At 48.3% G+C, this 24,748-nt stretch carries 16 protein-coding genes; 14 read left to right on the top strand and 2 right to left on the bottom strand.

Translation table 11 applies throughout. From position 1 onward, the window contains the following. The first annotated feature begins 189 nt into the window (after nucleotides 1–189). The gene (locus ING2E5A_RS11945) at nucleotides 190–1,512 is read left to right on the top strand and encodes an ammonium transporter (RefSeq protein ID WP_071137593.1); all 1,323 of its coding nucleotides are present in this window, start codon (nucleotides 190–192) and stop codon (nucleotides 1,510–1,512) included. 71 nt (nucleotides 1,513–1,583) lie between these two features. On the opposite strand, the gene ppk1 is transcribed toward ING2E5A_RS11945, so the two are convergent. Continuing rightward, nucleotides 1,584–3,659 carry a polyphosphate kinase 1 gene (gene ppk1, locus ING2E5A_RS11940; protein ID WP_071137592.1) on the bottom strand — a complete coding sequence of 692 codons (2,076 nt, stop codon included), beginning with the start codon at nucleotides 3,657–3,659 and terminating at the stop codon, nucleotides 1,584–1,586. A gap of 90 nt (nucleotides 3,660–3,749) precedes the next feature. Here ppk1 and ING2E5A_RS11935 point away from each other — a divergent pair, with 90 nt between their 5' ends. The 11 genes from ING2E5A_RS11935 (at nucleotide 3,750) to cysK (ending at nucleotide 18,182) form a co-directional block, all read left to right on the top strand. Continuing rightward, nucleotides 3,750–4,247, top strand: a complete 498-nt coding sequence (locus tag ING2E5A_RS11935; RefSeq protein ID WP_071137591.1) for a metallophosphoesterase family protein — start codon at nucleotides 3,750–3,752, stop codon at nucleotides 4,245–4,247. A gap of 100 nt (nucleotides 4,248–4,347) precedes the next feature. Then, on the top strand, nucleotides 4,348–8,037 hold the full coding sequence (purL, locus tag ING2E5A_RS11930) for a phosphoribosylformylglycinamidine synthase (protein WP_071137590.1): 3,690 nt from the start codon (nucleotides 4,348–4,350) through the stop codon (nucleotides 8,035–8,037). 83 nt (nucleotides 8,038–8,120) lie between these two features. Continuing rightward, on the top strand, nucleotides 8,121–10,505 hold the full coding sequence (locus tag ING2E5A_RS11925; protein WP_071137589.1) for a TonB-dependent receptor: 2,385 nt from the start codon (nucleotides 8,121–8,123) through the stop codon (nucleotides 10,503–10,505). A gap of 80 nt (nucleotides 10,506–10,585) precedes the next feature. Beyond that, a complete protein-coding gene (locus ING2E5A_RS11920) occupies nucleotides 10,586–10,987 on the top strand; it encodes an acyl-CoA thioesterase (RefSeq protein WP_071137588.1) in 402 nt (133 codons plus the stop codon). Between the two features lie 22 nt (nucleotides 10,988–11,009). Beyond that, nucleotides 11,010–12,119 carry a DNA-processing protein DprA gene (gene dprA, locus ING2E5A_RS11915; protein WP_071138349.1) on the top strand — a complete coding sequence of 370 codons (1,110 nt, stop codon included), beginning with the start codon at nucleotides 11,010–11,012 and terminating at the stop codon, nucleotides 12,117–12,119. Between the two features lie 89 nt (nucleotides 12,120–12,208). Then, a complete protein-coding gene (gene bcp, locus ING2E5A_RS11910; protein ID WP_071137587.1) occupies nucleotides 12,209–12,667 on the top strand; it encodes a thioredoxin-dependent thiol peroxidase in 459 nt (152 codons plus the stop codon). Between the two features lie 72 nt (nucleotides 12,668–12,739). Continuing rightward, the gene (gene recA / locus ING2E5A_RS11905) at nucleotides 12,740–13,753 is read left to right on the top strand and encodes a recombinase RecA (protein ID WP_071137586.1); all 1,014 of its coding nucleotides are present in this window, start codon (nucleotides 12,740–12,742) and stop codon (nucleotides 13,751–13,753) included. Nucleotides 13,754–13,826: 73 nt separating this feature from the next. After that, a complete protein-coding gene (locus tag ING2E5A_RS11900; protein WP_045090032.1) occupies nucleotides 13,827–14,012 on the top strand; it encodes a hypothetical protein in 186 nt (61 codons plus the stop codon). Between the two features lie 94 nt (nucleotides 14,013–14,106). Further along, nucleotides 14,107–16,095, top strand: coding sequence for a DUF4954 family protein (locus ING2E5A_RS11895; RefSeq protein WP_071137585.1), 1,989 nt, complete (start codon nucleotides 14,107–14,109; stop codon nucleotides 16,093–16,095). Nucleotides 16,096–16,373: 278 nt separating this feature from the next. Further along, complete coding sequence (epsC, locus tag ING2E5A_RS11890; RefSeq protein ID WP_071137584.1) at nucleotides 16,374–17,195, top strand: serine O-acetyltransferase EpsC; 822 nt, start codon at nucleotides 16,374–16,376, stop codon at nucleotides 17,193–17,195. 78 nt (nucleotides 17,196–17,273) lie between these two features. Continuing rightward, nucleotides 17,274–18,182 (top strand): cysteine synthase A, encoded by a 909-nt coding sequence (cysK, locus tag ING2E5A_RS11885; protein WP_071137583.1) that lies wholly within the window; start codon nucleotides 17,274–17,276, stop codon nucleotides 18,180–18,182. Here the strand turns inward: cysK and mfd are convergent. After that, nucleotides 18,162–21,491 (bottom strand): transcription-repair coupling factor, encoded by a 3,330-nt coding sequence (gene mfd, locus ING2E5A_RS11880; RefSeq protein WP_394332587.1) that lies wholly within the window; start codon nucleotides 21,489–21,491, stop codon nucleotides 18,162–18,164. The two genes, cysK and mfd, sit on opposite strands and share 21 nt — an antisense overlap. 125 nt (nucleotides 21,492–21,616) lie before the next feature. On the opposite strand from mfd, the gene ING2E5A_RS11875 reads away from it, so the two are divergent. Next, complete coding sequence (locus tag ING2E5A_RS11875; protein ID WP_071137582.1) at nucleotides 21,617–23,272, top strand: glycosyltransferase family protein; 1,656 nt, start codon at nucleotides 21,617–21,619, stop codon at nucleotides 23,270–23,272. Nucleotides 23,273–23,431: 159 nt separating this feature from the next. Beyond that, on the top strand, nucleotides 23,432–24,661 hold the full coding sequence (locus tag ING2E5A_RS11870; RefSeq protein WP_071135906.1) for an IS4 family transposase: 1,230 nt from the start codon (nucleotides 23,432–23,434) through the stop codon (nucleotides 24,659–24,661). Nucleotides 24,662–24,748 lie beyond the last annotated feature (87 nt).

The raw sequence follows: 24,748 nt of genomic DNA, 5'->3' as shown, positions 1-24,748 counted from the left end.
GTAAAAAAGAGACCGCCAATCACTTGATGTGGCGGTCTCTTTTTTATGTGCCTGCAATGACTATTTGAGATTAAAATAATAGATATGATAACAAAAAGATAAAAATATTTTTTAAATTACGATAAAATGATTATATTTGCGTCGAAGTATGAATAGAAAGATTATTTAATCATTTAATTGTTTCGACGTATGAACGAGAAAAACTCCAAAAGAAGGTACACGGTACCATTTATTGTAATTGCTGCGGTAGCGGTTTTGGCCCTGATTCCGCTTAAAAGTTCCACCACATTCTCCGAGTTGGAGGTTAGTCATGCAGACACGGCATGGATGCTGATGGCCGCCGCACTTGTATTTCTGATGACACCGGGATTGGCCTTCTTTTACGGGGGGATGGTCCGGTACAAGAACCTTGTTTCAACGCTTATTCAAAGTTTCATCACATTAGGCATCATTAGTGTTGTCTGGGTTTTGGTAGGATTCAGCCTTGCTTTCGGGGATAGTCTGGGCGGTTTCATCGGAAACCCTCTTTCGTTTTTCATGTTTAAGGATGTGGGTTTTCAGCCTAACCCCGCCTTTTCTGCAACCATTCCATTTGCACTTTTTGCTGTCTTTCAGCTCAAGTTTGCCATTATTACTCCTGCCCTCATCACGGGTGGTGTAGCCGAAAGAATCCGTTTCTCGTCGTTATTGGTCTTTATCGTCCTATTCTCTCTTTTTATTTACGCCCCGTTGGCACACTGGACATGGCATCCCGAAGGTTTTCTTCGCAAGTGGGGTGTACTTGATTTCGCAGGCGGTACCGTAGTGCACATCTCTGCCGGTTTTGCGGCCCTTTCAGGTGCCATATTCCTGAAAAAGAGGAAGGAGAGTGGCAACGATAATCCCACTAACATTCCCTATATCCTGCTTGGAACAGGTTTGCTATGGTTCGGTTGGTTCGGGTTTAATGCCGGATCGGCACTAGCAGCCGACGAGCTTGCCGTAAAGGCATTTCTAAATACGAACTTGGCATCTGCAATGGCCATGGTGACCTGGATGCTCACCGACGGAGCAAGAGGGAAAAAACGATCTGCAGTGGGTGCTGCAGTAGGGGCAGTGGTCGGCCTGGTTGCCATCACGCCGGCCGCCGGTTTTGTGACGGTGGGGCAGAGCATTTTCATCGGTTTCGCGGCATCGCTGGTAAGCTATTTTGCAATGCGCCTGAAGTCGCGAAGCAGCATCGACGATACACTGGATGTTTTCCCCTGCCACGGGATTGGAGGCATCACCGGGATGATTCTTACTGGTCTTTTTGCTGAAGAGGTAGGTCTGATACATGGTGATCCGACCATTTTCCTGTATCACCTGCTGGCATTGGTTATTGTTAGTCTCTTTACTTTTGGCGGCTCATTTCTGTTGTACAAGCTTACCGACCTGATTCTTCCGATGCGTGTAACTGAAACGCAGGAGGCTCGAGGGCTTGATATCACACAACATGGAGAAGTTGCAACTGATGTTCCTTCGAGTTTATAGTGAAATAACATTACTGAAGGATGTTGAGGGTGAATCAAAATGTGATTTCACCCTCTCTCTTTTCTGATTCTCTATTGTCCGGTAGTAGACTTCAGGTAGTCGTAAATCGCCTGTTGCGCCCTTACTGGCGGCTCGTCAGGTGATGCCGTCTCCCTTTTGAAAAGGTTGTTCAGGTGCTCATCGACCCACACGGCACTCCGGTTATCTGAAAGTTGTATCTTCAGAATGTCGATAATCTGCCGTTTCAGCGGTTCGGAATAAACCGGAAAAGCGACCTCAATGCGGCGGTGCAGGTTTCGTTCCATCCAGTCGGCCGAAGAGAGATAAATCGTCTCATTGCCTCCATTCCTAAAGTACCATATACGGGCATGTTCCAGATAGGTATCCACGATACGCGTTATCCGGATATTTTTGCTGTATGGCTGGTTGGGCACCAGGCAGCAGATGCCGCGCACGATCAGATCAACCTTTACGCCCGCTTCGCTGGCACGATAAAGCGCATTGATCATCTCCCTGTCCTCAAGGCTGTTCATCTTCAGTATGATATACCCTTCGCCGCCTTCCCTGGTCAGAGCGATCTCCCGGTCGATCATCTGCAGGATTGCCGGAACCATGTTGAACTGGGTGACCAGCAGGTGCTTGAAATCGTGCATGTTGGGTTTGCCTTCAAGAACCCGGAATACTTCGTCGATATCGCTGATGATCTCCTTGTCGGATGTGAGCAACCCCTCATCTGAGTAGATACGGGCAGTCTTCTCGTTAAAGTTGCCCGTGCCCAGATAGGCATATCCCTTAAGCGGAACATCAGGATCGTTGCTCCGTTTTCTCACATAGGCCAGTTTGGCGTGCACTTTTAGTCCCGGCAGACTGTAGATGATCTTTATTCCCGCCTGCTGCATCAGTTCTGAGGAGAGATAGTTGTTCTCTTCATCGAAGCGGGCTTTCAATTCAACGAAAACGGTTACTTTTTTCCCGTTCTTGGCTGCACTGATCAGGCTGTTGATTACAGCCGAGTTTTCCGCCACACGATACTGGGTTACCTTAATCTCCCTTACTTTCGGGTCAAATGCTGCCTGAAGCAGGAAGCGGAGCAGGTAGTCGAACGACTGGTACGGGAAATGCAACAGCACATCCTGTCGACGCAATACACGAAGGATGGAGGTGTTGGCTTCCAGTTCGGGGACCCGCAACAGGTGCGGTAGCGGTTGGCGTAGCTGTTCTCCTACCGGATTGGGCAGTTTTATCAGATCGGAGAGGTTCAGGTACCGTCCAGAGGGGAGCAGCTCCTCCTCCTCGATCTCATACGCTTCGCAGAGATACTTCAGAAAGTAATCGGGCATCTCCTTGTCGTATTGGAAACGGGTTACTGCCCCTATTTTGCGTTTGCGGACCTTGCGAAGAATCCGTTCGGCAATATTCTTCTGATCCTCCTTGTCTAGAGAAAAGTCTGCATCGCGTGATATCTTGATGCTGTAACAATCAATAATTTCATAGCCGGGAAAGACGCTCTGCAGATTTGCCTTGATCAGGTCGTCGATAAAGATGAGATAATGGTTCCCGCCAAAAGAAGGTAGCTCCACAAACCGCGGTACATTTGTATTGGGGATCTTCATCATGGCGTAGGTATAGGAGGAACTGCCAGGGGTCTTCTTTTTCTTTTTCTTCTGCAGGCTTACCACCAGATAGATGCATCCATCCTGTATAAAAGAGTGGATATCGTCCTTCAGTATAATCATCGGTTGCAGATAGGGGAATACCTCCTCGTTGAAATAGTTCTCCACGTATGTCCGGTGGAACGGTTCAACCTTTTCGGTCTGGTAGAGGATGATGCCGTTGTTTCGCAACTCCGGCAGAATCATTTCGTTGAAAATACGATAGTAGGCTTTCTCCTGCTCCGTGACTTCATTATTGATCTCCAGTAGTGTTTGCAATGCCTCCTCTTCCGATTCGTCACGGCTGACGCTCTTCAATATTGAACTGTGGTACCCCGATACGCGGACCTTGTAGAACTCCTCCAGGTTGGAAGAGTAGATCGACAGGAATTTAATCCGTTCGTAAACCGGAAGCGACTCATCCGTTGCTTCCAGCAATACGCGGAGATTAAATGACAGCCAGCTTATATCTCGTTTAAAGTATCTGTAAGGCATAACTTGCAAAAAAAACGATTGATATGATTCAACGCTAAAATTACTAACTTTGTTCCGATAAAAAAAGGTTACAGCATCAACCACAGATAAATGAGAAAGATTGGCCTGCTATCCGACACGCATAATGTGTGGGATGAAAAATATGAGACCTATTTTGCCGGGTGTGACGAGATCTGGCATGCCGGGGATATCGGCTCCCTGGAGCTTGCGGGAAAGTTCGAAGCCCTCAAGCCGTTCCGGGCGGTATACGGGAATATCGACGACTGGCCTACGCGGAGAGCCTACCCGGAAACCTTACGGTTTACGGTGGAGGAGGTAGAGGTGCTGATGACCCATATCGGGGGATATCCCGGAAAATATGATCCGAAGATTCGTGCCCAGCTATATTCACGGCCTCCCAAACTGTTTATTTGCGGGCACTCCCATATACTGAAAGTGATCTATGACAAGAATCTGAACTGTCTGCATATGAATCCCGGTGCGGCTGGAAAATATGGTTTTCATCGGGTGCGGACACTGCTGAGATTCACGTTGGATCGAGGAGATATCCGCGACCTGGAGGTCATTGAGATCGGGAGACACGGTTGATTGACCACGACCACGCCTCAGTAAATCCTTTCGAAATAGTATCCGCTTTTACACAGCTTTTGATTAACTTTGCAAATCAATAAAAAGACCCTCAACAGCTATGATCACTTTTTTTAAAACCCCTTCACAAAGTATTATTGCCGTAGATGCACAGTGCCCGATCCAGGATGAACACCAGAACCGTCTTGTTTGGTTGTTCGGTAACGCCACACCCATCGCTCATCCTCAACTGGACGGGAAATTCATTGGTCCACGCAGGGAAATGATCACTCCCTGGAGTACCTGTGCCGTTGAGATTGTGCAGAACATGGGGATCGATTATATCGTAAGAGTTGAAGAATATTTTCCTGCAGGCGAGGTGCCCGAATACGATCCGATGCTTCAGCGGGTGTACAGCGGACTCGACCAGCATATTTTCACTGTCGACAAGCAGCCCGAACCGATCGTCTTGATCGATGATATCGGAGAATATAACCAGAAAGAGGGACTTGCGCTAAGCGAAGATGAAATAGAGTATCTCAACAACGTGAGCAGGAAACTGGGCCGGAGACTGACAGATAGCGAGGTTTTCGGTTTTTCCCAGGTAAACTCGGAACATTGCCGGCACAAGATATTTAACGGAAAATTTGTGATTGACGGGGAAGAGATGGAGAGTTCCCTTTTTCAATTGATAAAGAGAACCTCCGAGATGAATCCCAATGCGTTGATATCGGCATACAAGGATAATGTGGCATTTGTACAGGGACCAACCATAGAGCAGTTTGCACCGGCAAGCGGCGATAAACCCGACTTCTTTGAAACCCGTGAGATTGAGAGTGTACTCTCGCTAAAAGCGGAAACCCACAACTTCCCCACAACAGTAGAACCGTTCAATGGAGCTTCTACCGGAACGGGAGGGGAGATACGCGACCGTCTTGCAGGAGGCCGTGCCTCGTTGCCATTGGCAGGTACGGCTGTCTACATGACCTCCTATCCCCGTCTGGAAGAGGGGCGCGATTGGGAGAAAGTTCTGCCGGAACGCCGATGGCTCTATCAGACTCCTGAGCAGATCCTGATCAAAGCCTCGAACGGAGCTTCCGATTTCGGGAACAAATATGGCCAACCGCTTATCTGCGGATCGGTGCTCACTTTTGAACATGCCGAGAATTACCGGAAGTTCGGTTACGACAAAGTGATCATGTTGGCCGGTGGCGTTGGCTTTGCCAACAAGATCAATGCAATAAAAGGCCATCCGCAGCCTGGTGAAAAGGTGATCGTGATGGGCGGCGACAACTACCGCATCGGAATGGGCGGCGGAGCCGTCTCATCGGTAAATACCGGTGAATATTCGTCGGGCATTGAACTGAACGCCGTACAACGCGCCAACCCCGAAATGCAGAAACGGGTGGCTAATGTTATCCGTACATTGGCCGAATCGGAGGAGAACCCTATTGTCTCCATCCACGACCATGGTGCGGGTGGACACTTGAACTGCCTCTCGGAGCTTGTGGAGAAAACCGGTGGAAGAATCGATATGGATAAGTTGCCGATAGGCGATCCAACCCTTTCTGCAAAGGAGATTATCGGTAACGAGAGCCAGGAAAGAATGGGACTGCTGGTTCCGGAAAATGACATTGAGCGTATCAGGCAGATTGCCGAACGGGAGAGGGCACCTTTCTACGTGGTGGGTGAAACCACTGACGACATGAAGTTGACTTTCCGGCAGGCCGACGGGCAAATGCCGATAGATATGGAACTGGAGGACTTCTTCGGCAAATCGCCCAAGACAGTAATGAGTGATGTTACTGTGGAAGAGGGTTTCTCTTCGCCCGAATATGATGAGAATAAGCTCGAAACCTATCTCGAGAATGTGCTCAAACTGGAGGCTGTTGCCTGTAAAGACTGGCTCACCAATAAGGTAGACCGATCTGTAACCGGAAAGGTGGCACGCCAGCAATGCCAGGGAGAAATTCAGCTCCCGTTGAGCGATTGCGGTGCAGTTGCCCTCGATTACAGGGGGTACAGCGGAGTGGCTACCTCTATCGGTCATGCTCCGCAGGTGGCTCTGATTGACCCAGCCGCGGGTTCGGTAGCTGCAATTGCAGAGGCGTTGACCAATATTGTTTTTGCTCCGCTGAAAGAGGGGTTGCAGAGTGTTTCCCTGAGTGCCAACTGGATGTGGCCCTGTCGCAACGAAGGGGAAGATGCCCGGTTGTATAGAGCCGTGGAGGCCTGTTCAGACTTTGCATGCGAACTGGGGATAAATATTCCTACCGGAAAGGATTCGCTCTCCATGACACAGAAATATGGTGATGACAAGGTGCTTTCGCCGGGAACGGTAATAATCTCCGCTGCGGCTGAGGTGAAGAATGTCCGGAAGATCGTCTCACCGGTCCTGGCCTATATCAAGGGAACCTATCTCTATTATATCGATTTTTCATTCGATACGTTACGCCTGGGAGGGTCGGCGCTTTTGCAGACATTGGGCCGGATTGGCGACGAAGCTCCGACGGTGAGCGATGTCGAGTATTTCAAGAACGCTTTCGCTGCGGTTCAGGAGCTGGTTAACCGCGGCTTGATCATTGCCGGTCATGATATCTCTGCCGGAGGAATGATTACCGCCATGCTCGAGATGTGTTTTGCGAATCCGCAGGGGGGTCTGGAAGCGAGGTTGGACAAGATCCGCCACTCCGATCTGATCAAGATCCTTTTTGCGGAGAATCCGGGTGTGCTCATTCAGGTGAAGCACCACCACCTGGTAGAGAAAATCTTGAACGATTATGGCGTTGGATTTGCCATTGTTGCCCGCCCCATCGAGGATCGCAAGTTGATTGTCGAAAAGGGAGATTTCAGAAAGGAATTTGATATCGATGCCCTTCGGGATGTATGGTATCGCACGTCATATCTGTTGGATCGGAAGCAGAGTGGTGAAACATTGGCCGGGGAGCGATTTAAAAATTACAAGCAACAGCCGTTGCAATTCAATTTCCTGCCCACCTTTACCGGAAAGATGCGCGACCTGGGATTAGATCCGGACAGAAAGGAGCGCTCGGGATTGACGGCTGCCATCATTCGCGACAAAGGCACAAATGGTGAGCGTGAGATGGCATATGCGCTTTATCTTGCCGGATTCGACGTAAAGGATGTCCATATGACAGATCTGATATCGGGTCGAGAAACATTGGAAGAGGTGCAGTTTGCCGTTTTCTGTGGGGGATTCTCAAATTCAGATGTTTTGGGTTCATCAAAAGGTTGGGCTGGAGGGATTCTCTATAACGAGAAAGCCCGTAGGGCGGTTGAGAATTTTTACGCACGCCCCGATACATTGAGTCTGGGGGTTTGTAACGGTTGCCAGTTACTGATGGAGCTGGGCCTGATCTACCCCGAACTGGGTGAAAACCACCCGAGGATGCATCATAACCGTTCGCACAAATTTGAATCGGCTTTCGTCAGTGTGGAAATTCCTGACAACCGTTCGGTGATGTTGAGATCGCTAGCTGGAACGAAGCTCGGCATCTGGGTTGCACATGGTGAAGGAAGGTTCAGCTTGCCCGGAGAGGTGTCGGAATACAATATTGCTGCAAAATATGTTTATGACGGATATCCGGGAAATCCTAACGGATCGGACCATAATGCCGCGGCTGTATGCTCGGCAGATGGTCGCCATCTTGCCATGATGCCCCATTTGGAGCGTACTATATTCCCGTGGCAGAACGCATGGTATCCCTATGAATTCAGGAAGCACGACGTTACCCCCTGGATGGAGGCATTTGTCAATGCTAGGGAGTGGATAAAGCAGCATCAGGATTGACGGATTTGAGGAGAAAACAAAACAGCCGTTTTTTTGTTATAGTGATTTATTGCCGAATTCTATTGTCGGCATAAATGATATTTATGAAAAAACTCTCTGTTTCGCTTTCTCTTCTTTTTACTGTTTTAGCTCTTTTTTCCCAAAAGGGGAGCATCGAAGGTCGTGTGCTGAACGCAACAACGAACGAGCCGATTGAATTTGCCAATATCCAGGTAGTGGGTACAAGTGTCGGTACCACCTCCGACATGGAGGGAAACTTCATCTTTACAAATATTGATCCGGGATTTGTCCGCCTGGCGGCAAGCTTTATCGGTTTTGAAACGACCTTCTCGCCGGAGATACAGATTCTGGGTAATCAGATCACCTTTATCGATATCGAACTGACCGAAACTGCTCTCTCGCTTGATGAAGTGGAGGTGAGGCCCTCATTTACCCTTAAGCGCATAGAGAGTCCCGTATCGATATTGACCATCGGGGTACAGGAGATCGAAAAAAGTGCGGGAGTGAACCGCGACGTATCGAAAGCGATGCAGACGCTTCCCGGAGTAGGAGCGACAGATCCCAACCGGAACGACCTGATTGTGCGTGGAGGAGGTCCTTCGGAGAATCTGTTCTATCTCGACGGGATCGAAATTCCGGTCATTAACCACTTTGCCACGCAAGGTTCATCAGGCGGTGTTGTGGGGGTGGTGAACCCCGATTTTGTAAGGGAGATCAGTTTCTACACCGGTGCTTTTCCGGCCAACCGGCCAAATACGCTTAGCTCGGTGATGGAGATAAGGCAAAAGGATGGGAGCCGGGATCGTGTACACAGCAAGATTTCGATAGGCGCATCGGATGCGGCCCTTACGGTGGATGGTCCTGCAGGAGCCGCTTCATCCTTTATAGTTTCGGCAAGACAATCATATCTGCAACTATTGTTCAAAGCCATCGGATTGCCGTTCCTGCCCACCTACAACGATTTTCAGGTAAAGTTCAAGCATGCCGTCGACGCAAAGAATGAATTGACCTTCATCGGAATCGGAGCCATCGATAACATGACCCTCAATACGGGACTTCAGGAAACCGGAACGGAGGCGCAACGCTACCTGTTGGGATATCTTCCCGTCTACAATCAATGGAACTATGCAACAGGTATTGTCTACAAGCATTTCGGCACCGGTTATTACGATACGTGGGTGTTGAGCCGCAACATGCTGCGTAACAAGAATTATAAATATAGAGATAACGACGAGGATAAGCCCAAAACGCTCGATTACCTCTCTGATGAAACCGAGAACAAACTTCGTTTCGAACGGCTATATTCGGAACTGCCAGTAAAGCTCATGCTGGGCGGTGGAGTTGAGTATGCCAATTATGCCAACTCGACCTCAATGCTCACTTTCAGGGATGGAGCGGTAAGGAGCATCGATTATGACACCCGACTGGGTCTCTTCGGTTACCAGGCCTTTGCGCAGGTTTCAGACGAATACCTCAAACACCGCCTGAAGCTCTCGCTTGGGATAAGTGCGGCGGGCAACAACTTCAACAGTAACATGGGGAACCCGCTGAATCAGTTCTCCCCGCGATTATCAGCCTCCTATCTGCTTGCCGACAAATGGGATATCAATGCCAATTTCGGACGTTATGCGATGCAGCCGGCCTATACGTCGCTCGGTTTTAAAGATGCTAACGGCGACTTTGTCAACCGGAACGAGGGGGTGAAGTATATCAAATCGAACCAGGCGATTGTGGGACTGGAGTTCCGGCCGAAGAGCAATATGAGGATGACCCTTGAAGGGTTTTATAAAGGGTATCACGATTATCCGCTGTCGGTATATGAGGGCATCAGTCTTGCGAGCAAGGGTACCGAATATGGTCAGGTAGGCGACGAGGAGATCCGCTCTGCCGGCAAAGGTCGCGCATACGGGTTCGAACTCTTCTCCAGAATAGTGGATTGGAACAGACTGAATATTACCACAACCTATACCTTTTTCCGCAGTGAATTTACCGATATGGAAGGGATCTACCGGCCTTCATCGTGGGATACCAGGCATATGCTTAACCTGATCAGCAGCTACAGTTTGCCCGGAAACTGGAATCTCTCTGCCAGATGGCGTTTTGTGGGCGGTGCCCCCTATACTCCGGTGGATATGGAGCTCTCGACAAACAAGGCTGCCTGGAATGTTACCAACCGGGCCTACATCGATTACGACAGTTTCAATTCGTTGCGTCTCTCCAATTCCCATCAGTTGGATATACGGATCGACAAGGAGATCTATTTCAAGAAATGGACACTAAACATCTATGCGGATGTGCAGAATGCCTATAACTTCAAATCGCAGGGTCAACCAATCTATACCAACAAGGGTCTTGATGGTGCCGTAATGGATGACCCGGCCGACCCCGAAAACCGTCAGCTGATACGCGTGATCGAAGCATATAGCGGTACCCTCCTGCCCACAGTGGGCATAATGGTCAGGATGTAAACGGGGACCGGATCTACTTGACCCATATTGCTGAATTTTGTACTTTTGTGATAACGAGCTAATCCGGAATTAGGTTTTCTATGAATCCAGCTTTTACGCATACAATGAAAGTGCGAGACTACGAGTGCGACACGCAAGGGCATGTGAATAACGCCAACTACCAGCACTATTTTGAGGTTACGCGCCACGAGTTTCTGGAAAAGGTGGGGTTGAACTTTCATCAGCTTCACCTGCAGGGAGTGGATGCTGTTGTCTCCCGCGTGGAGATTCGCTACAAGGTTCCGCTGATCGGAATGGACAGGTTTAATTGCACTGTGTCGCGGATCGAAAGGGTGGGGGTGAAATATATTTTTCATCAGGAGATTTTTCGTCAGCCCGATAATGTGCTTTGTGCGCGGGCAAAGATTGAAGTGGTAAATCTTGTCAACGGAAAGCTGGCCAAGCCTGAGTTGTTTGACGAAGCGTTCAGGGAGTATATATGAAGTGAGTAATCCCGATCTCGCCATGATAGCCGATAAAACCCTATATCAGATAGCGTTGACCTTTATACCGGGAGTAGGGGCGGTACACGCGCGGAACCTGATCAATGCGGTAGGTGACGAGGAGGCTCTCTTTCACGAGAAAAGATCGAACCTGAAAAAGATTCCAGGTCTGTCACACCGGCTGATCGATGAGATCCTGAATCCCGAGGTGTTGAGAAGAGCTGAAAAAGAGCTTCAGTTTATCGACAAGCATGGCATAAAGGTGCTCTTCTATACCCAGGAGGACTATCCTTCCCGGTTGACAAACTGCATCGATGCTCCTGTCTTGCTGTATTGCAAAGGAGAGGTCAGCTACAACCTCCCCAAAGTGGTGAGTGTTGTTGGAACACGGAATGCGTCGAGGTACGGACTAGAATGGTGCCGGCAGTTTGTTGGAGAGTTGTCGCTCCTTTTCCCCGATATCCTCATTGTAAGTGGACTGGCTTACGGAATAGATATATGTGCACACCGAACCGCGGTGGAGAACAGGGTTGCTACGGTTGCAGTGCTGGCTCACGGATTGGACCGGATCTATCCTGCCCTTCACCGGAAAACGGCTGAGGAGATGCTGGAGAGGGGAGGTTGGGTTACGGAGTTCCCCTCTGATACCGAACCCGACAGATACAACTTTGTAAAGAGGAACCGTATTGTGGCCGGTATGGCTGATGCAGTTGTAGTGGTTGAATCGGGCGAGAAAGGCGGCTCAATCATAACCGCAGAGATTGCAAACTCCTATTTTCGCGAGGTTTTTGCCGTGCCGGGAAGAACAACCGATGCCCGATCAACAGGGTGCAACACCCTGATTGCCACGAACAGGGCACTATTATTGCAAAACAGCGCAGCCTTTATCAACCAGATGGGGTGGGATGGTGACACAAAAGCCAAACAACCCCTGCAGATGGAACTTTTTCCAGAGCTGAACGAAACGGAAGAAAAAGTTTTTCAACTTCTCTCCAAGGTTGAATCCATGCATGTGAACATGTTGAGTATCGAACTCAACCTTCCGGTTTCTGACCTATTCTTTACATTGCTTGAGCTTGAAATGAAGAAAGTGGTGAGGGCTTTACCCGGTGGAGTCTATAAATTGATCTGAAATTTTAGTTCAGGCTCTATTCAAAGGGAGCAGTTTCTTAATTAAAAAATCACTATCTTTGATCTCTCTACACACAAAATTGAAAAACTATGGCATTACAGATTGGAGACAAGATTCCCGAGATATTGGGTACCGCTCAGGATGGAAAGGTTGTGAAATCGGCCGATTTTGCAGGCAGGAAACTGGCGCTCTATTTCTATCCGAAAGACAGTACTCCGGGGTGTACCGCCCAGGCTTGCAGTCTTCGGGACGGATATACGGAGTTGAAAAAGGCCGGTTATGAGGTCGTTGGTGTGAGTGTAGACAGTGAGGCTTCTCACCGGAAATTCATCGAGAAGTATGATTTGCCTTTTACCTTGATTGCCGATGTGGATAAGCGACTTGTCCAGGAGTTTGGCGTCTGGCAGGAGAAGAAGAATTATGGAAAGAGCTATATGGGGACTGTCCGCACTACATTCCTGATCGACGAGACCGGTACCGTTAGCCACATTATTGAAGGACGGAAGGTGGATACGAAGAATCATGCAGAACAGATACTGAACCAGTGATGCAAACAGCTTATCCCTCACTTTGAGCGGGTAATATAAAAACAGAAAAAAAGAAAAATAAAAAATAGGAGTATGGCAGAAAAAGAGACCCCACAAAACAGTGAGAAACTCAAGGCACTTCGTGCCGCGATGGATAAGATTGAAAAGACCTACGGTAAAGGGGCAATCATGAAGATGGGCGAAGAGAAGGTGGAAGAGGTGTCGGTGATACCTACGGGTTCAATCGGACTGAATGCCGCCTTGGGAGTTGGTGGATACCCACGCGGCCGGATCATTGAGATATATGGTCCGGAGTCTTCCGGTAAAACCACGCTGGCCATCCATGCTATTGCCGAAGCCCAAAAAGCGGGAGGCGTGGCTGCCTTTATAGATGCGGAACATGCTTTCGACAGGTTTTACGCCGAGAAGTTGGGAGTGGATACCGACGATCTGCTTATCTCGCAGCCCAGCAGTGGTGAAGAGGCGCTGGAGATTGCCGAACAGTTGATCCGTTCATCGGCAGTGGATATTGTTGTAATTGACTCAGTTGCGGCACTTACCCCGAAAAAGGAGATCGAAGGCGATATGGGTGAGTCGAACGTGGGACTGCAGGCCCGACTGATGTCCCAAGCATTGCGTAAACTTACCTCAACGATTGGAAAAACCAATACAACCTGTATTTTTATTAACCAGTTGAGGGAAAAGATTGGTGTAATGTTTGGCAATCCTGAGACCACCACCGGTGGAAATGCCCTGAAGTTCTATGCTTCGGTTCGTCTCGATATCCGAAAGATTGGCCAGTTGAAAGATGGCGATGAGGTACAGGGAAGCCAGACCCGTGTAAAAGTAGTGAAGAACAAGGTGGCTCCTCCTTTCCGTAAGGCGGAGTTCGACATAATGTATGGCGAGGGAATATCGCGTGAAGGTGAAATCGTGGACCTGGGTGCTGAGCTGAACGTGATCAAAAAGAGCGGATCGTGGTACAGTTACAAGGATTCGAAGTTGGCTCAGGGGCGCGACGCTACCAAAGCGGTTATCAAGGATAACCCGGAGTTGGCGGACGAACTCGAGAAACTGATCTTTGAGGCGTTAAAAGAGAAGAAATAGGCCTGTTCCCAACCCTGTCGCTACAGCGTGAATCCCTTCTGGATAGATTTTTTCACGTTAAATTTTCAAGACCATGGGTAGAAAAATGCAAGGAAGCGGATCCGCAGGTGACGCTGTTTATGGACTTGGAATGATTGGTGCGGCCGTTTGGTACATATCGTCTGCAACAACTCTCTGGATGGGTGTGCTGGGTTTTCTGAAAGCGCTTGTATGGCCAGCTTTTCTGGTATACGAAGCTTTCAAGGCTCTATTGGGCTGATTGCCTGAATCGGTATTGTTTCCCATATGCTGTAGTAAGCAGCGTATGGGATTTTTTCTATATTTGCTATGAAAAATTGTAAATAAGTTCAAATATGTACAAAGAAAGGAGTTTGACAGATCAGGAAATCGACCTGCTGAAAAGCCAGAATTGCGAATGTGACGACTGGACCCTTGTGACGGTAGCACCCGGCTTTAATCCCCATTTTGTTAAGAATACCCGTTTCTCGGGAAAAATCAGGATCGGCTTGCTGGACGAGGAGTTTGAACTGGCCGGTGGATTAAGGAAGCACGCCTGCATCAACAACGCGGTCATCCATAATTGTGAAATCGGTAACAATGTGGTGATTGAAAACATCCAGAACTACATTGCCAACTATGTTATCGGCGACAATTGCTTTATCCAGAATGTGGATGTCATCCTGGTGGACGGCATGACAACTTTCGGAAACGGCACGGAGGTGAATGTTCTGAACGAGTCGGGTGGACGCGAGGTACATATTCACGATAAACTCTCCGCGCATTTTGCCTACGTCTACTCGCTCTACAGACATCGGCCCAACCTGATCAGGCGGATGAGGGCAATGGTCGATTTTTATGCCAGGAAGCATGCATCAGAGATGGGGTATATCGGTGATCATGCCATGATTGTAAACGTGGGATACATCAAGAATGTGAAGATTGGCAGTTACAGCAAGATTACTGGTGCCATGAAGCTGAAGAACGGGAGCATAAACAGCAACGGGCAGGCACCGGTCTATGTCGGCAGAAATGTGATTGCCGAGGATTTCATTATCTCATCCGGTTCCAGGGTGGAAGGGGGATCTATCATCTCCCGCTGCTTCATCGGGCAGGCTTGCCACCTCGATCACGGTTATTCCGCCTCCGACTCGCTCTTTTTCAGTAATTGTCAGGGTGAGAACGGTGAAGCTTGTGCCCTTTTTGCCGGACCCTATACGGTAACCCACCACAAATCCACCTTGTTGATTGCCGGCATGTTCTCGTTCATGAATGCCGGATCAGGATCAAATCAAAGCAACCACATGTATAAACTGGGCCCGATCCACCAGGGGATTATTGAACGTGGAGCAAAGACAACAAGCAACTCCTATGTGCTCTGGCCGGCAAAAGTAGGCCCCTTCTCCCTGATTCTGGGCAGACATTATCAACATTCAGACACCTCAAACCTGCCCTTCTCATACCTGGTGGAAAATAACAACGCTACTCACCTCGCCCCGGCCATAAACCTGAGGAGCGTGGGTACAATCCGTGATGCCAAGAAGTGGCCTGAACGGGACAAAAGGCGGGACCCCAACAAGCTCGATTACATCAATTTCAACCTGTTGAGCCCTTACACCATTCAGAAAGTATTTGCCGGAGTGGAAATCTTGAAAAACCTGCAGGCTACGGCTGGTGAAACCTCAGAGATCTACACCTATCAGAGCTGTATCATAAAGAACGCAGCCCTGAGGAGGGGATTAGAGCTATATGAGATCGTGATTCACAAGTTCCTCGGAAACTCCATCATAAAAAGGTTGGAAAAAACAGGATTTACTTCAAATGTGGAGATCCGGGAACGGTTGAAACCCGATACGCCGATAGGTACGGGCGAGTGGGTGGATATCTCAGGACTGATTGCACCCAAATCGGAGATCGACAAGCTGCTCTGCCGGATCGAGAACGGGGAGATTACCCGGCTTAAGGAGATCAATAAAGTTTTCAAGGAGCTTCACGAACAGTATTATACCCTTGAATGGACTTGGGCATGGGAGAAGATTCAGGAGTTCTACAATGTGACTCCCGAATCGATTACTGCCGGAGAGATTATCGAGATTGTGGAGAAATGGAAGGCAGCCGTGGTGAAGCTGGATGAGATGATCTACAATGACGCTAAAAAAGAGTTTTCATTATCGTTTAAAACCGGATTCGGTTCAGATGGCGATATACAGGATCAGGCGATGGACTTTGAATATGTGCGCGGAGCATTCGACAAGAACCCGTTCGTGGTGGCAACCTTGAGACATATTGAGGATAAAAAGGCATTGGGAAACGAGCTTATTGAAAGGATCAGGAATGTAAAATAATGGCTCTCCTGTTGTTTTGTCTCGTTTTATTAAAAGGCATTTTCCAATCAAATCTATTTTTTTTATTTGTATAAATGAACAAAACAATAGATATGGGTGTTTTTTATGCAGAATTAGTTATATATTTGTTGCCTACTTAGATAAAAATGAATAAAAAGCGTATGCGTGTTTGTTGTTGTTGCTGTTGTTGTTGATCACCCCCTCTTCCGATCAACAGTGGCTCTCATTGTTCCAGTCAACCAACAAATATAAAATTATTCATTTAACAACTCCCTCCTATGATTAAGAAAACATTTGAACTTATCGACAAGTTTCAACCGTTGCGCGTAGAGATACCTATAGACAAATGCAAGTTGGAAGAGGTAGTGGATACGCTTTTTTCGCAGATGTTTCCCGTTTGCGAGCAGATTGATCCGGAGAACATTCGAAAAAAACTGAGTGAGTGTGCCTGGATCTTGAACGAAAACATTGCCAGACTGAAAGGCCAATCATTTGCGAGCCAGGCTGTCTATGCATTCTTTAGCCGGTTTCCCGAGATTCGGGACAGGTTGTATGAAGATGCAACCTGCTATCTTAGAAATGATCCTGCCGCCAAATCAGTAGAGGAGGTGATCATTGCCTATCCCGGCTTTTTCGCGTTGAGTATTTACAGGATGGCGCACGAACTGCATCAGTTGAATGTGCCTTTAATCCCACGTCTTTTTAGCGAGTATGCACACTCAAAAGTGGGGATCGATATCCATCCAGGGGCAAAGATTGGCAAGAATCTGTTTTTGGACCACGGTACCGGGATTGTGATTGGTGAGACAGCGGAAATTGGTGACAATGTGAAGATCTATCAGGGTGTAACCTTGGGGGCTCTTTACGTGGAGAAGAAGCTGTCTGATGTGAAACGGCACCCCACTGTTGAGGACAATGTGGTTATCTATGCCAATGCAACGATCCTTGGTGGAGATACGGTTATCGGGCATGATTCCACCATTGGCGGTGGTGCGTGGCTGACACAGAGCGTCATTCCCTATTCGCTGGTCTACAACTCGGTGGATGTCAAGATCCGAACGGTAAAAAATTTTATACAACCCCTCGATTTTACTATTTGATCCGGGCTGGAGGCATTGCACGACGTGCGATCTGCTGGTCGGTCCTCACTATTTATAACATTTTAAAAATTTACAACAATGAAATTCAACAACATTCTGGAATCAATCGGGAACACGCCTCACGTGCGTTTAAGCAAGTTATTTCCCCATCACGAAGTATGGATCAAATTGGAGAAGCAGAATCCCCAGGGAAGCATCAAAGACCGTATTGCCTTGGCAATGATTGAAGATGCCGAGAAGAAAGGGATTCTGAAACCTGGAGGAACCATCATCGAGCCCACATCTGGAAATACCGGTGTCGGCCTCTCATTTGTAGGTGCCTACAAGGGGTATAAGGTGATTATCGTGATGCCCGAATCGATGTCGCTCGAACGTCGTCGCCTGATCACCATTTTTGGTTCGGAACTGGTGTTGACTCCCAGGGAGAAAGGCATGAAGGGTGCTATCGAGAAGGCACTGGAACTACAGTCTGAGATCCCCGGTTCATGGATTCCGCAGCAATTCAAGAACCAGGCCAACATTGCCGTCCATGCAGAGACAACGGCGAGAGAGGTGTTGAATGATTTCCCCGAAGGTTTCGATTACTTGATTACCGGAGTGGGTACGGGCGGTCACATTACCGGTGTTGGCAGGGAGTTGAAGAAAAAGTTCCCATCTCTTCAGGTTATTGCCGTGGAGCCAGCCGCGTCACCCGTAATCTCTGGCGATAGTCCCGGGCCGCATGTTATTCAGGGTATTGGAGCAGGTTTTATTCCGGATACACTGGATCTGACCGTGCTCGACAGCGTTATCAAAGTAGCCAACGAGGATGCCTTTGCATATGCCCGGAAATTGGCCAAGGAGGAGAGTATCCTCGCCGGCATCTCCACTGGCGCGGCCATTGCTGCAGTTGCGCAGAAAGTGGCTCAACTTACCGAGAAAAAACGGATACTGACCTTCAATTACGATACGGGTGAACGTTACCTGTCAGTGGATGGACTCTATTAGTGCAACCGCCGCCTCTACGGTTGTTACATTCCGGATGGTTACCGAGCGTTTTTTACCCGCTTCCCGCAACAGGCAGTCACGCGGATGTGTCTGGATGAAATTCAGCAGTCTGTCGAAGACCGATGAGCGGTAATAGGGTGATTCTACATCGGAGATCAGGAAAAGAGTCATCTGTCCACTTTTCAGGAAGATTTTTTCAATCCCGAGTGATTTGGCGAGACGACGCAGCCGCACAATCCGGATAAGCTCCTTCCCTTGTGCGGGGATTTTACCAAAACGGTCTTCCAGCCGTTTGGTAAAATCCAGTATCTGCGTTTCCGTTTCCATATTGTCCAGTTCACGGTAGATGGCAACCCGCTCTGCATCGTTGGGGATATAGGATACCGGAAACATCAGCTCCAGATCACTCTCCACGGTGACCTCGTCCACGAAGTTTTCTTCCCTTTCAGCTTTCAACTCCTGTTGCTGACGGTAGAGTTCGGTGAACTCCTCTTTCCGCAGCTCCTGAACGGCCTCGGCCAGAATCTTCTGGTAGGTTTCATATCCGAGGTCTGCGATAAAGCCGCTCTGCTCTGCTCCCAATAGGTTGCCGGCACCCCGGATGTCGAGATCCTGCATTGCGATATGGATGCCGCTGCCCAGTTCGGAGAAGTTCTCGATTGCCTGCAACCGACGCCGGGAATCGTTGCTGAGCGTATAGAGCGGTGGTGCCATCAGGTAACAGAACGCTTTACGGTTGCTTCGACCTACACGACCCCGGAGTTGATGGAGGTCGCTCAATCCGAAGTTTTGTGCGTTGATGACAATGATTGTATTTACGTTGGGCATGTCGATTCCCGATTCGATGATGGTGGTCGCCAGCAGGACATCATATTCGTGGTTAAGGAAGTCTGCAATGATGGTCTCCAGCTTCTTGGGATCCATCTGCCCATGACCCACTGCAATACGGATATCCTTGATCTCCCGCCTGAGGAGTGCTTCCATCTCGTAGATATTCTGAATCCGGTTATTGACGATGAAGACCTGTCCGTTCCGGCTTATTTCGTAGTTGATCGCCTCCTTCATCACCTCCACGTCGAAGGTGTGCACCTCCGTCTGTACCGGATAACGGTTGGGTGGGGGAGTATTGATGGTGGAGAAATCGCGCGATCCCATCAGTGAAAACTGTAAAGTTCGCGGTATCGGCGTGGCGGACATGGTGAGGGTGTCGATATTACTCTTGAGCTGTTTCAGCTTCTCCTTCGTGGAGACGCCGAATTTCTGTTCCTCATCGATAATCAGCAATCCCAGATCTTTGAACTGGACATCTTTTCCCACCAGCCGGTGGGTGCCGATGATGATGTCGATTTTACCCTCCTTCAGATCGGAGAGGATCTGCTTCTGCTCTTTTGGCGAGCGGGCACGGCTCAGGTAGTCCACTTTGACCGGAAAACCGGAGAGTCGACCGCTGAATGTCTTGTAGTGCTGGGTAGCCAGCACGGTGGTTGGAACCAGTACGGCCGTCTGCTTGCCGTCGGTGGCCGCTTTGAATGCGGCCCGTACGGCCACCTCTGTTTTCCCGAATCCCACATCTCCACATACCAGCCTGTCCATCGGGTGATCGCTCTCCATATCCTGCTTGATCTCTTGCGTGGCTTTGAGCTGATCGGGTGTGTCTTCATACATGAAAGAGGCCTCCAGTTCGGTCTGCAGATAGGTGTCTCTTGAAAATGCAAAACCCTTTTCGCTCTGGCGCTGGGCATAAAGCTTGATCAGGTCGCGTGCAATGTCCTTTATCTTGGTTTTTGTCCTCTCTTTTGTCCGTTCCCATGCACCTGAACCCAATTTGTTCAGTTGTGGCGATTCTCCCTCTTTTCCCTTGTATTTGGATATTTTGTGGAGGGAGTGGATCGAAACGAAGACCGAGTCGTTATTGAGATAGGTCAGCTTGATGACCTCCTGCACCGTTTCACCGATCCGGAGCCGGACCAGTCCCGCAAACTTGCCGATCCCGTGGTCGAGATGAACCACGTAGTCGCCTTGTTGAAGCTGGTTAAGCTCCTTCAGCGTGAGGGCAATCTTTCCGGAGCGGGCTTTGTCCGACTTCAAGTTATATTTGTGGAAACGGTTGAAGATCTGGTGATCGGTAAAGCAGCAGATCTTCAGTGTCTCGTCGGAAAAACCCTCATGGAGTGTCTTATTTATGGGAATGAATGGGATCTCGTCTCCCCTGTCCTGAAAGATAGTCCTGAGTCGCTGATGCTGTTTTTCGCTGTCGCTGAGGATATATAGCGTATAGCCACTCAGCAGGAAATCCTTGAGCGAATCGGAGATAAGATCGAAGTTCTTCTGAAACAGGGGTTGAGGTGTGGTTTGAAACTGCAGCACGGCGTCGGGTGTGTCGGTCAGTTTTGTGTCGAAGCGCAGGTGTGTGAATGGTTCAATGGATGAGAGAAACTCCTCTTTCGTAAGCAGATCGGCCTTAACCAGCTCTTCGTTACTGAGATCGATGTGCAACTCGTCGTTGCAGATACTTTCAACCCGACTTTCAATCCAGCGGATATCTTCGATACCAATAACCGTTTCCGATGGAAGCGAATCGAATAGCGATGCATTTTTGTGTTTACTCCTGCCGAACTCTGGAACGATACGGATTTCTGAAAATTTCTCCACGGAGAGCTGACTTTCCACCTCAAAACTGCGGATTGTCTCCACTTCATCTCCGAAGAAATCGATACGGTAAGGCAGTTCGTTCGAAAATGAAAATACGTCCAGGATACTACCCCGCGTGGCATATTGTCCAGGTTCATACACGTAATCAACAAGAGTGAACCCGTATGACTCCAACACCTCCGATACGAACCGGGAGTCTACCTGTTCACCTACCGATATGCTCAGGGTGTTTTCTTGCAGTGTCTCCTGCGAAACCGTTCTTTCAGCCAGCGCATCGGGATAGGAGACAATGAACAGCGCAGAAGCATTGTTTTGCAGCCGGCTCAATACCTCGGTGCGAAGAATCTCGTTTGCCGGGTCGATCTGACCATATTTTGCCGCACGCTTGTAGGCTGACGGGAAGAAAAGTACATCCTTGGTTCCCAGCACCTGCATCACATCGTGATAGAAATATCCGGCTGTTTCCAGATCGTTGAGGATATATAGGGCAGTTCGTGGTTGCCTGTTGAAAACGGTGGCAGCGAAAAGTGCACGGGATGAGCCATGCAAACCCTTTGCCGAAAGTGTTTTTACCTCTTTCAGCAGTTTGTTTGCCGCCGCCATGTTGGGGTGAGCCTCAAGGATCCGGAGCAATTGGGAGATGTCTGATACCATCATATGAAAATTCGGTTGCAAAGGTACAAAGAATTTACGATTTTGCTTTTATGTTAAATTAAAGAGATAACTTTTTGCTTTTCACTTTAAATCTGTATCTTTGCTCACAAAATTACAGTTCTTTTCATATGCAAATTGATGCAAAGCATACACCCGACTACATCTTCGAGGCTAGTTGGGAAGTGTGCAACAAAGTTGGCGGTATCTACACCGTTTTATCGACAAAGGCAAATTCACTCCAAAAATTATATAAAGAAAAAGTTTTTTTTATCGGCCCCGATCTATTTCAGTCGCCGGGTAACCCCTGGTTTCTGGAAGAAAAGGAGCTTTATGCCGATTGGAGAAACTTTGCTCGGATACATCAGGGCCTCGAAATCAGGGTCGGACGATGGAATGTGCCCGGCAATCCCATCGTATTCCTGATAAGATTCAACAGTTTTTTCGAGAGGAAAAACAGCATCTATACGGAGATGTGGCTCGACTTTGAGGTAGACTCCATCCAGGCTTATGGCGATTATGATGAATCGTCGATGTTTGCCTATGCTTCAGGGGTGGTCATTGAGAGTTTCTACCGGTATCACCATCTTGAAGCAAGTCATGTCATTGCCCATTTCAATGAATGGCAACTGGGTATGGGGGCACTCTATATCAGGAAAAATGTCCCTAAGATTGCAACGGTTTTCACCACTCATGCAACGGGAATTGGACGCTCCATTGCTGGGAACGGACTGCCCCTTTACAACCAGCTGAAGAACTACAATGGCGATCAGATGGCCCGTCAGCTGAACATGGTGGCCAAGCATTCCATCGAGAAGAGAACGGCGCAATATGTGGATTGTTTCACTACGGTTAGCGATATTACGGCCCAGGAGTCTGCCCAGTTGCTTGAACGGCATCCCGATGTTATCACCCCGAATGGTTTCGAAAAAGATTTTGTACCCCGTGGGTTGGAGTATAGGCGAGCCCGAAAAGCGGCACGTGAAAAGTTAGTGAGTGTAGCGGAGAGGTTTCTGGGCCATACTGTTCATTCAGATGCGTTACTGGTGGGCATCAGCGGGAGGTATGAATATAAGAACAAGGGAATTGATGTTTTTATCGATGCCCTGGACAGGTTACGTAAAATGCCGCAATTGTCGAAGGATGTCGTGGCTTTTATTATGATTCCCGCCTGGATTAAAGCTCCAGTAGTGGATCCCTCATCCGTCCGGAACTTGCATGATGGGGTTTGTGTAACCCATCAGCTGCACGAGGCTGGGAACGACAAGATTGTGGGTTACCTGAAATACCTGGGATTCGGCAATAGAGAGACGGACCGGGTAAAGGTAATCTATGTCCCCTCCTATTTGAATGGATCCGACGGAATCTTCAATACCGATTACTATAATCTGCTTATCGGCCTCGATGTTTCGGTTTTCCCCTCCTATTACGAACCGTGGGGGTATACACCGCACGAGAGCGTTGCTTTTTCCATTCCAACCATCACGACCACCCTGGCGGGTTTTGGTGTCTGGGCAAAGAAGAACGGGAATGTAGAGAATGGATTGTCGGACGGTGTACAGGTCATCAGGCGTGACGATAGCAACCATATGGAAGTGGCAGAAGAGATTGCAGTCTCGCTTTACGATTTTACACTTAAAAGCATAGATCAGGTGAATCTGTTGAAAAAGAGAGCTGCTGAACTTTCAGACAGGGCAGACTGGTCGCATTTTATCATCCATTATCAGGAGGCATACAGCAAAGCATTGCAGAACTCTTTTATCCGGTTATCGAGACCAGCAAGATAAAAAGTGCAGTTTAGCGATCATGCTTGCGAAGTAGAATAATTAGACATTCAAAATCAGTACTGACCGACTAAAAAATAAGGCGCAAAAAAGATAGGGACTTAACCGAAGTCTCGTCCCTAAGTTGTAAATTTGGATTGTCTAAAAACTAAATTTCCAACCATGGGCAAAGATAAGTCAAAAAATTTAGTCGGTCAGCCACTGTTCAAACAAATTGTGAAAATGTTGCCAAAAGATGAATTTGATCTCTTGGTGTCGAAGTGCGGGAGCGACCGTTACTATAAAACATTTTTTTCTTGGGAACAGCTTATAGTGATGCTCTTCGGCATCTTTTCACGTTGCGATTCCATGGGGGAAGTCTGTGACGGGATGCGGGCATTGGGTGGGAAGCTGAATTACCTTGGTATGGACGTGGCTCCTGCAAAGAGCACGGCGGGCGACGCTTTGCGTGATCGTGATGAAGAACTTTTCAGGCTATATTATTTTGCCCTGATATCCTATTTTCGTCCGCTTTTATCGGTCAGCCGAAAAAAAGACGTCAGTTTCGATGAGTTTTACGCTTTCGATTCCACCACGATGACCCTTTTTTCACAAGTGATGCAAGGGGTGGGACGCAACCCCAAGGGTGAAGGCAAGAAAAAAGGAGGCATGAAAGTACACATGCTGACCGACGTGCACACGGAGACGGCCGTTTTTGCCAAGATCAGCGAGGCAAAAATGCATGACAAGAAGTTCCTGGCACATTTAAATCCCGGAAGGGGTAGCATGTTGGTCTTTGACAAGGCATATAATTACTACCTGCAATTTGCTGAATGGACACTACAGGGCGTGAATTTTGTTTGTCGCTTGAAGGATAATGCCAAAGTGCAGGTGCAGGAGGTTTTGTTTGAAAGGACGCTCTCCAAAGAAGAGTTCGGCGTTTACAAGGTCGAACACATCCATTTGGATTACAAACAAGATAAGCAGGTAAAAACGGTTTGTTTGCGATTGGTTCATTATAAAGATGAGCAGAAACGAAAATATAAGTTCATAACCAACAATTGGTCGATAACGCCCCAAGAGGTTGCTTTGATTTACAAGTATCGCTGGACTATCGAGCTATCGTTCAAAAAATTGAAACAGAACTTTCAACTGCATTTTTTCTATTCGGATACGGAGAATGGTATAAAAACGCAGGTTTGGTGCACGTTGATCGCACATTTGTTGCTTCAAGTCATCCAGGTGGTGAATGAAAGCAAGAAAGCGTTCTCAACTATTGCAGCTTTGATAAGGATACACCTGATAAGTCATTTGGAGTTGGCTTGGGTGGTGACCGAAGGCAGAAAGGCATACACTAAACGGGGAAAAAGACGGAACAAAAGTCCCACGGCCATACAAATGTCGTTGTTTTAAAGGGGGTAGGTTTTATGAAAACAAAAAATGAAATTATAACAATATAGATATCTGATAATTATAAAAAGGGATCGGCAAAACGCAGGT

The sequence above is a fragment of the Petrimonas mucosa genome, assembly GCF_900095795.1.
GTDB classification, from domain to species: Bacteria; Bacteroidota; Bacteroidia; order Bacteroidales; family Dysgonomonadaceae; genus Petrimonas; species Petrimonas mucosa.
Note: the sequence above shows the minus strand (reverse complement) of the source record. Positions and strands in the feature narration are given on the sequence as shown.

What these genes read in the sequence shown, in the direction of transcription:
- ING2E5A_RS11935 (WP_071137591.1), top strand. Translation starts at nt 3,750, where the DNA reads ATGAGAAAGATTGGCCTGCTATCCGACACGCATAATGTGTGGGATGAA.
- ING2E5A_RS11870 (WP_071135906.1), top strand. Translation starts at nt 23,432, where the DNA reads ATGGGCAAAGATAAGTCAAAAAATTTAGTCGGTCAGCCACTGTTCAAA.
- ppk1 (WP_071137592.1), bottom strand. Translation starts at nt 3,659, where the DNA reads ATGCCTTACAGATACTTTAAACGAGATATAAGCTGGCTGTCATTTAAT.
- cysK (WP_071137583.1), top strand. Translation starts at nt 17,274, where the DNA reads ATGAAATTCAACAACATTCTGGAATCAATCGGGAACACGCCTCACGTG.
- dprA (WP_071138349.1), top strand. Translation starts at nt 11,010, where the DNA reads ATGATAGCCGATAAAACCCTATATCAGATAGCGTTGACCTTTATACCG.
- mfd (WP_394332587.1), bottom strand. Translation starts at nt 21,491, where the DNA reads ATGATGGTATCAGACATCTCCCAATTGCTCCGGATCCTTGAGGCTCAC.
- ING2E5A_RS11895 (WP_071137585.1), top strand. Translation starts at nt 14,107, where the DNA reads ATGTACAAAGAAAGGAGTTTGACAGATCAGGAAATCGACCTGCTGAAA.
- ING2E5A_RS11875 (WP_071137582.1), top strand. Translation starts at nt 21,617, where the DNA reads ATGCAAATTGATGCAAAGCATACACCCGACTACATCTTCGAGGCTAGT.
- recA (WP_071137586.1), top strand. Translation starts at nt 12,740, where the DNA reads ATGGCAGAAAAAGAGACCCCACAAAACAGTGAGAAACTCAAGGCACTT.
- ING2E5A_RS11900 (WP_045090032.1), top strand. Translation starts at nt 13,827, where the DNA reads ATGGGTAGAAAAATGCAAGGAAGCGGATCCGCAGGTGACGCTGTTTAT.
- bcp (WP_071137587.1), top strand. Translation starts at nt 12,209, where the DNA reads ATGGCATTACAGATTGGAGACAAGATTCCCGAGATATTGGGTACCGCT.
- ING2E5A_RS11925 (WP_071137589.1), top strand. Translation starts at nt 8,121, where the DNA reads ATGAAAAAACTCTCTGTTTCGCTTTCTCTTCTTTTTACTGTTTTAGCT.
- epsC (WP_071137584.1), top strand. Translation starts at nt 16,374, where the DNA reads ATGATTAAGAAAACATTTGAACTTATCGACAAGTTTCAACCGTTGCGC.
- ING2E5A_RS11945 (WP_071137593.1), top strand. Translation starts at nt 190, where the DNA reads ATGAACGAGAAAAACTCCAAAAGAAGGTACACGGTACCATTTATTGTA.
- purL (WP_071137590.1), top strand. Translation starts at nt 4,348, where the DNA reads ATGATCACTTTTTTTAAAACCCCTTCACAAAGTATTATTGCCGTAGAT.
- ING2E5A_RS11920 (WP_071137588.1), top strand. Translation starts at nt 10,586, where the DNA reads ATGAATCCAGCTTTTACGCATACAATGAAAGTGCGAGACTACGAGTGC.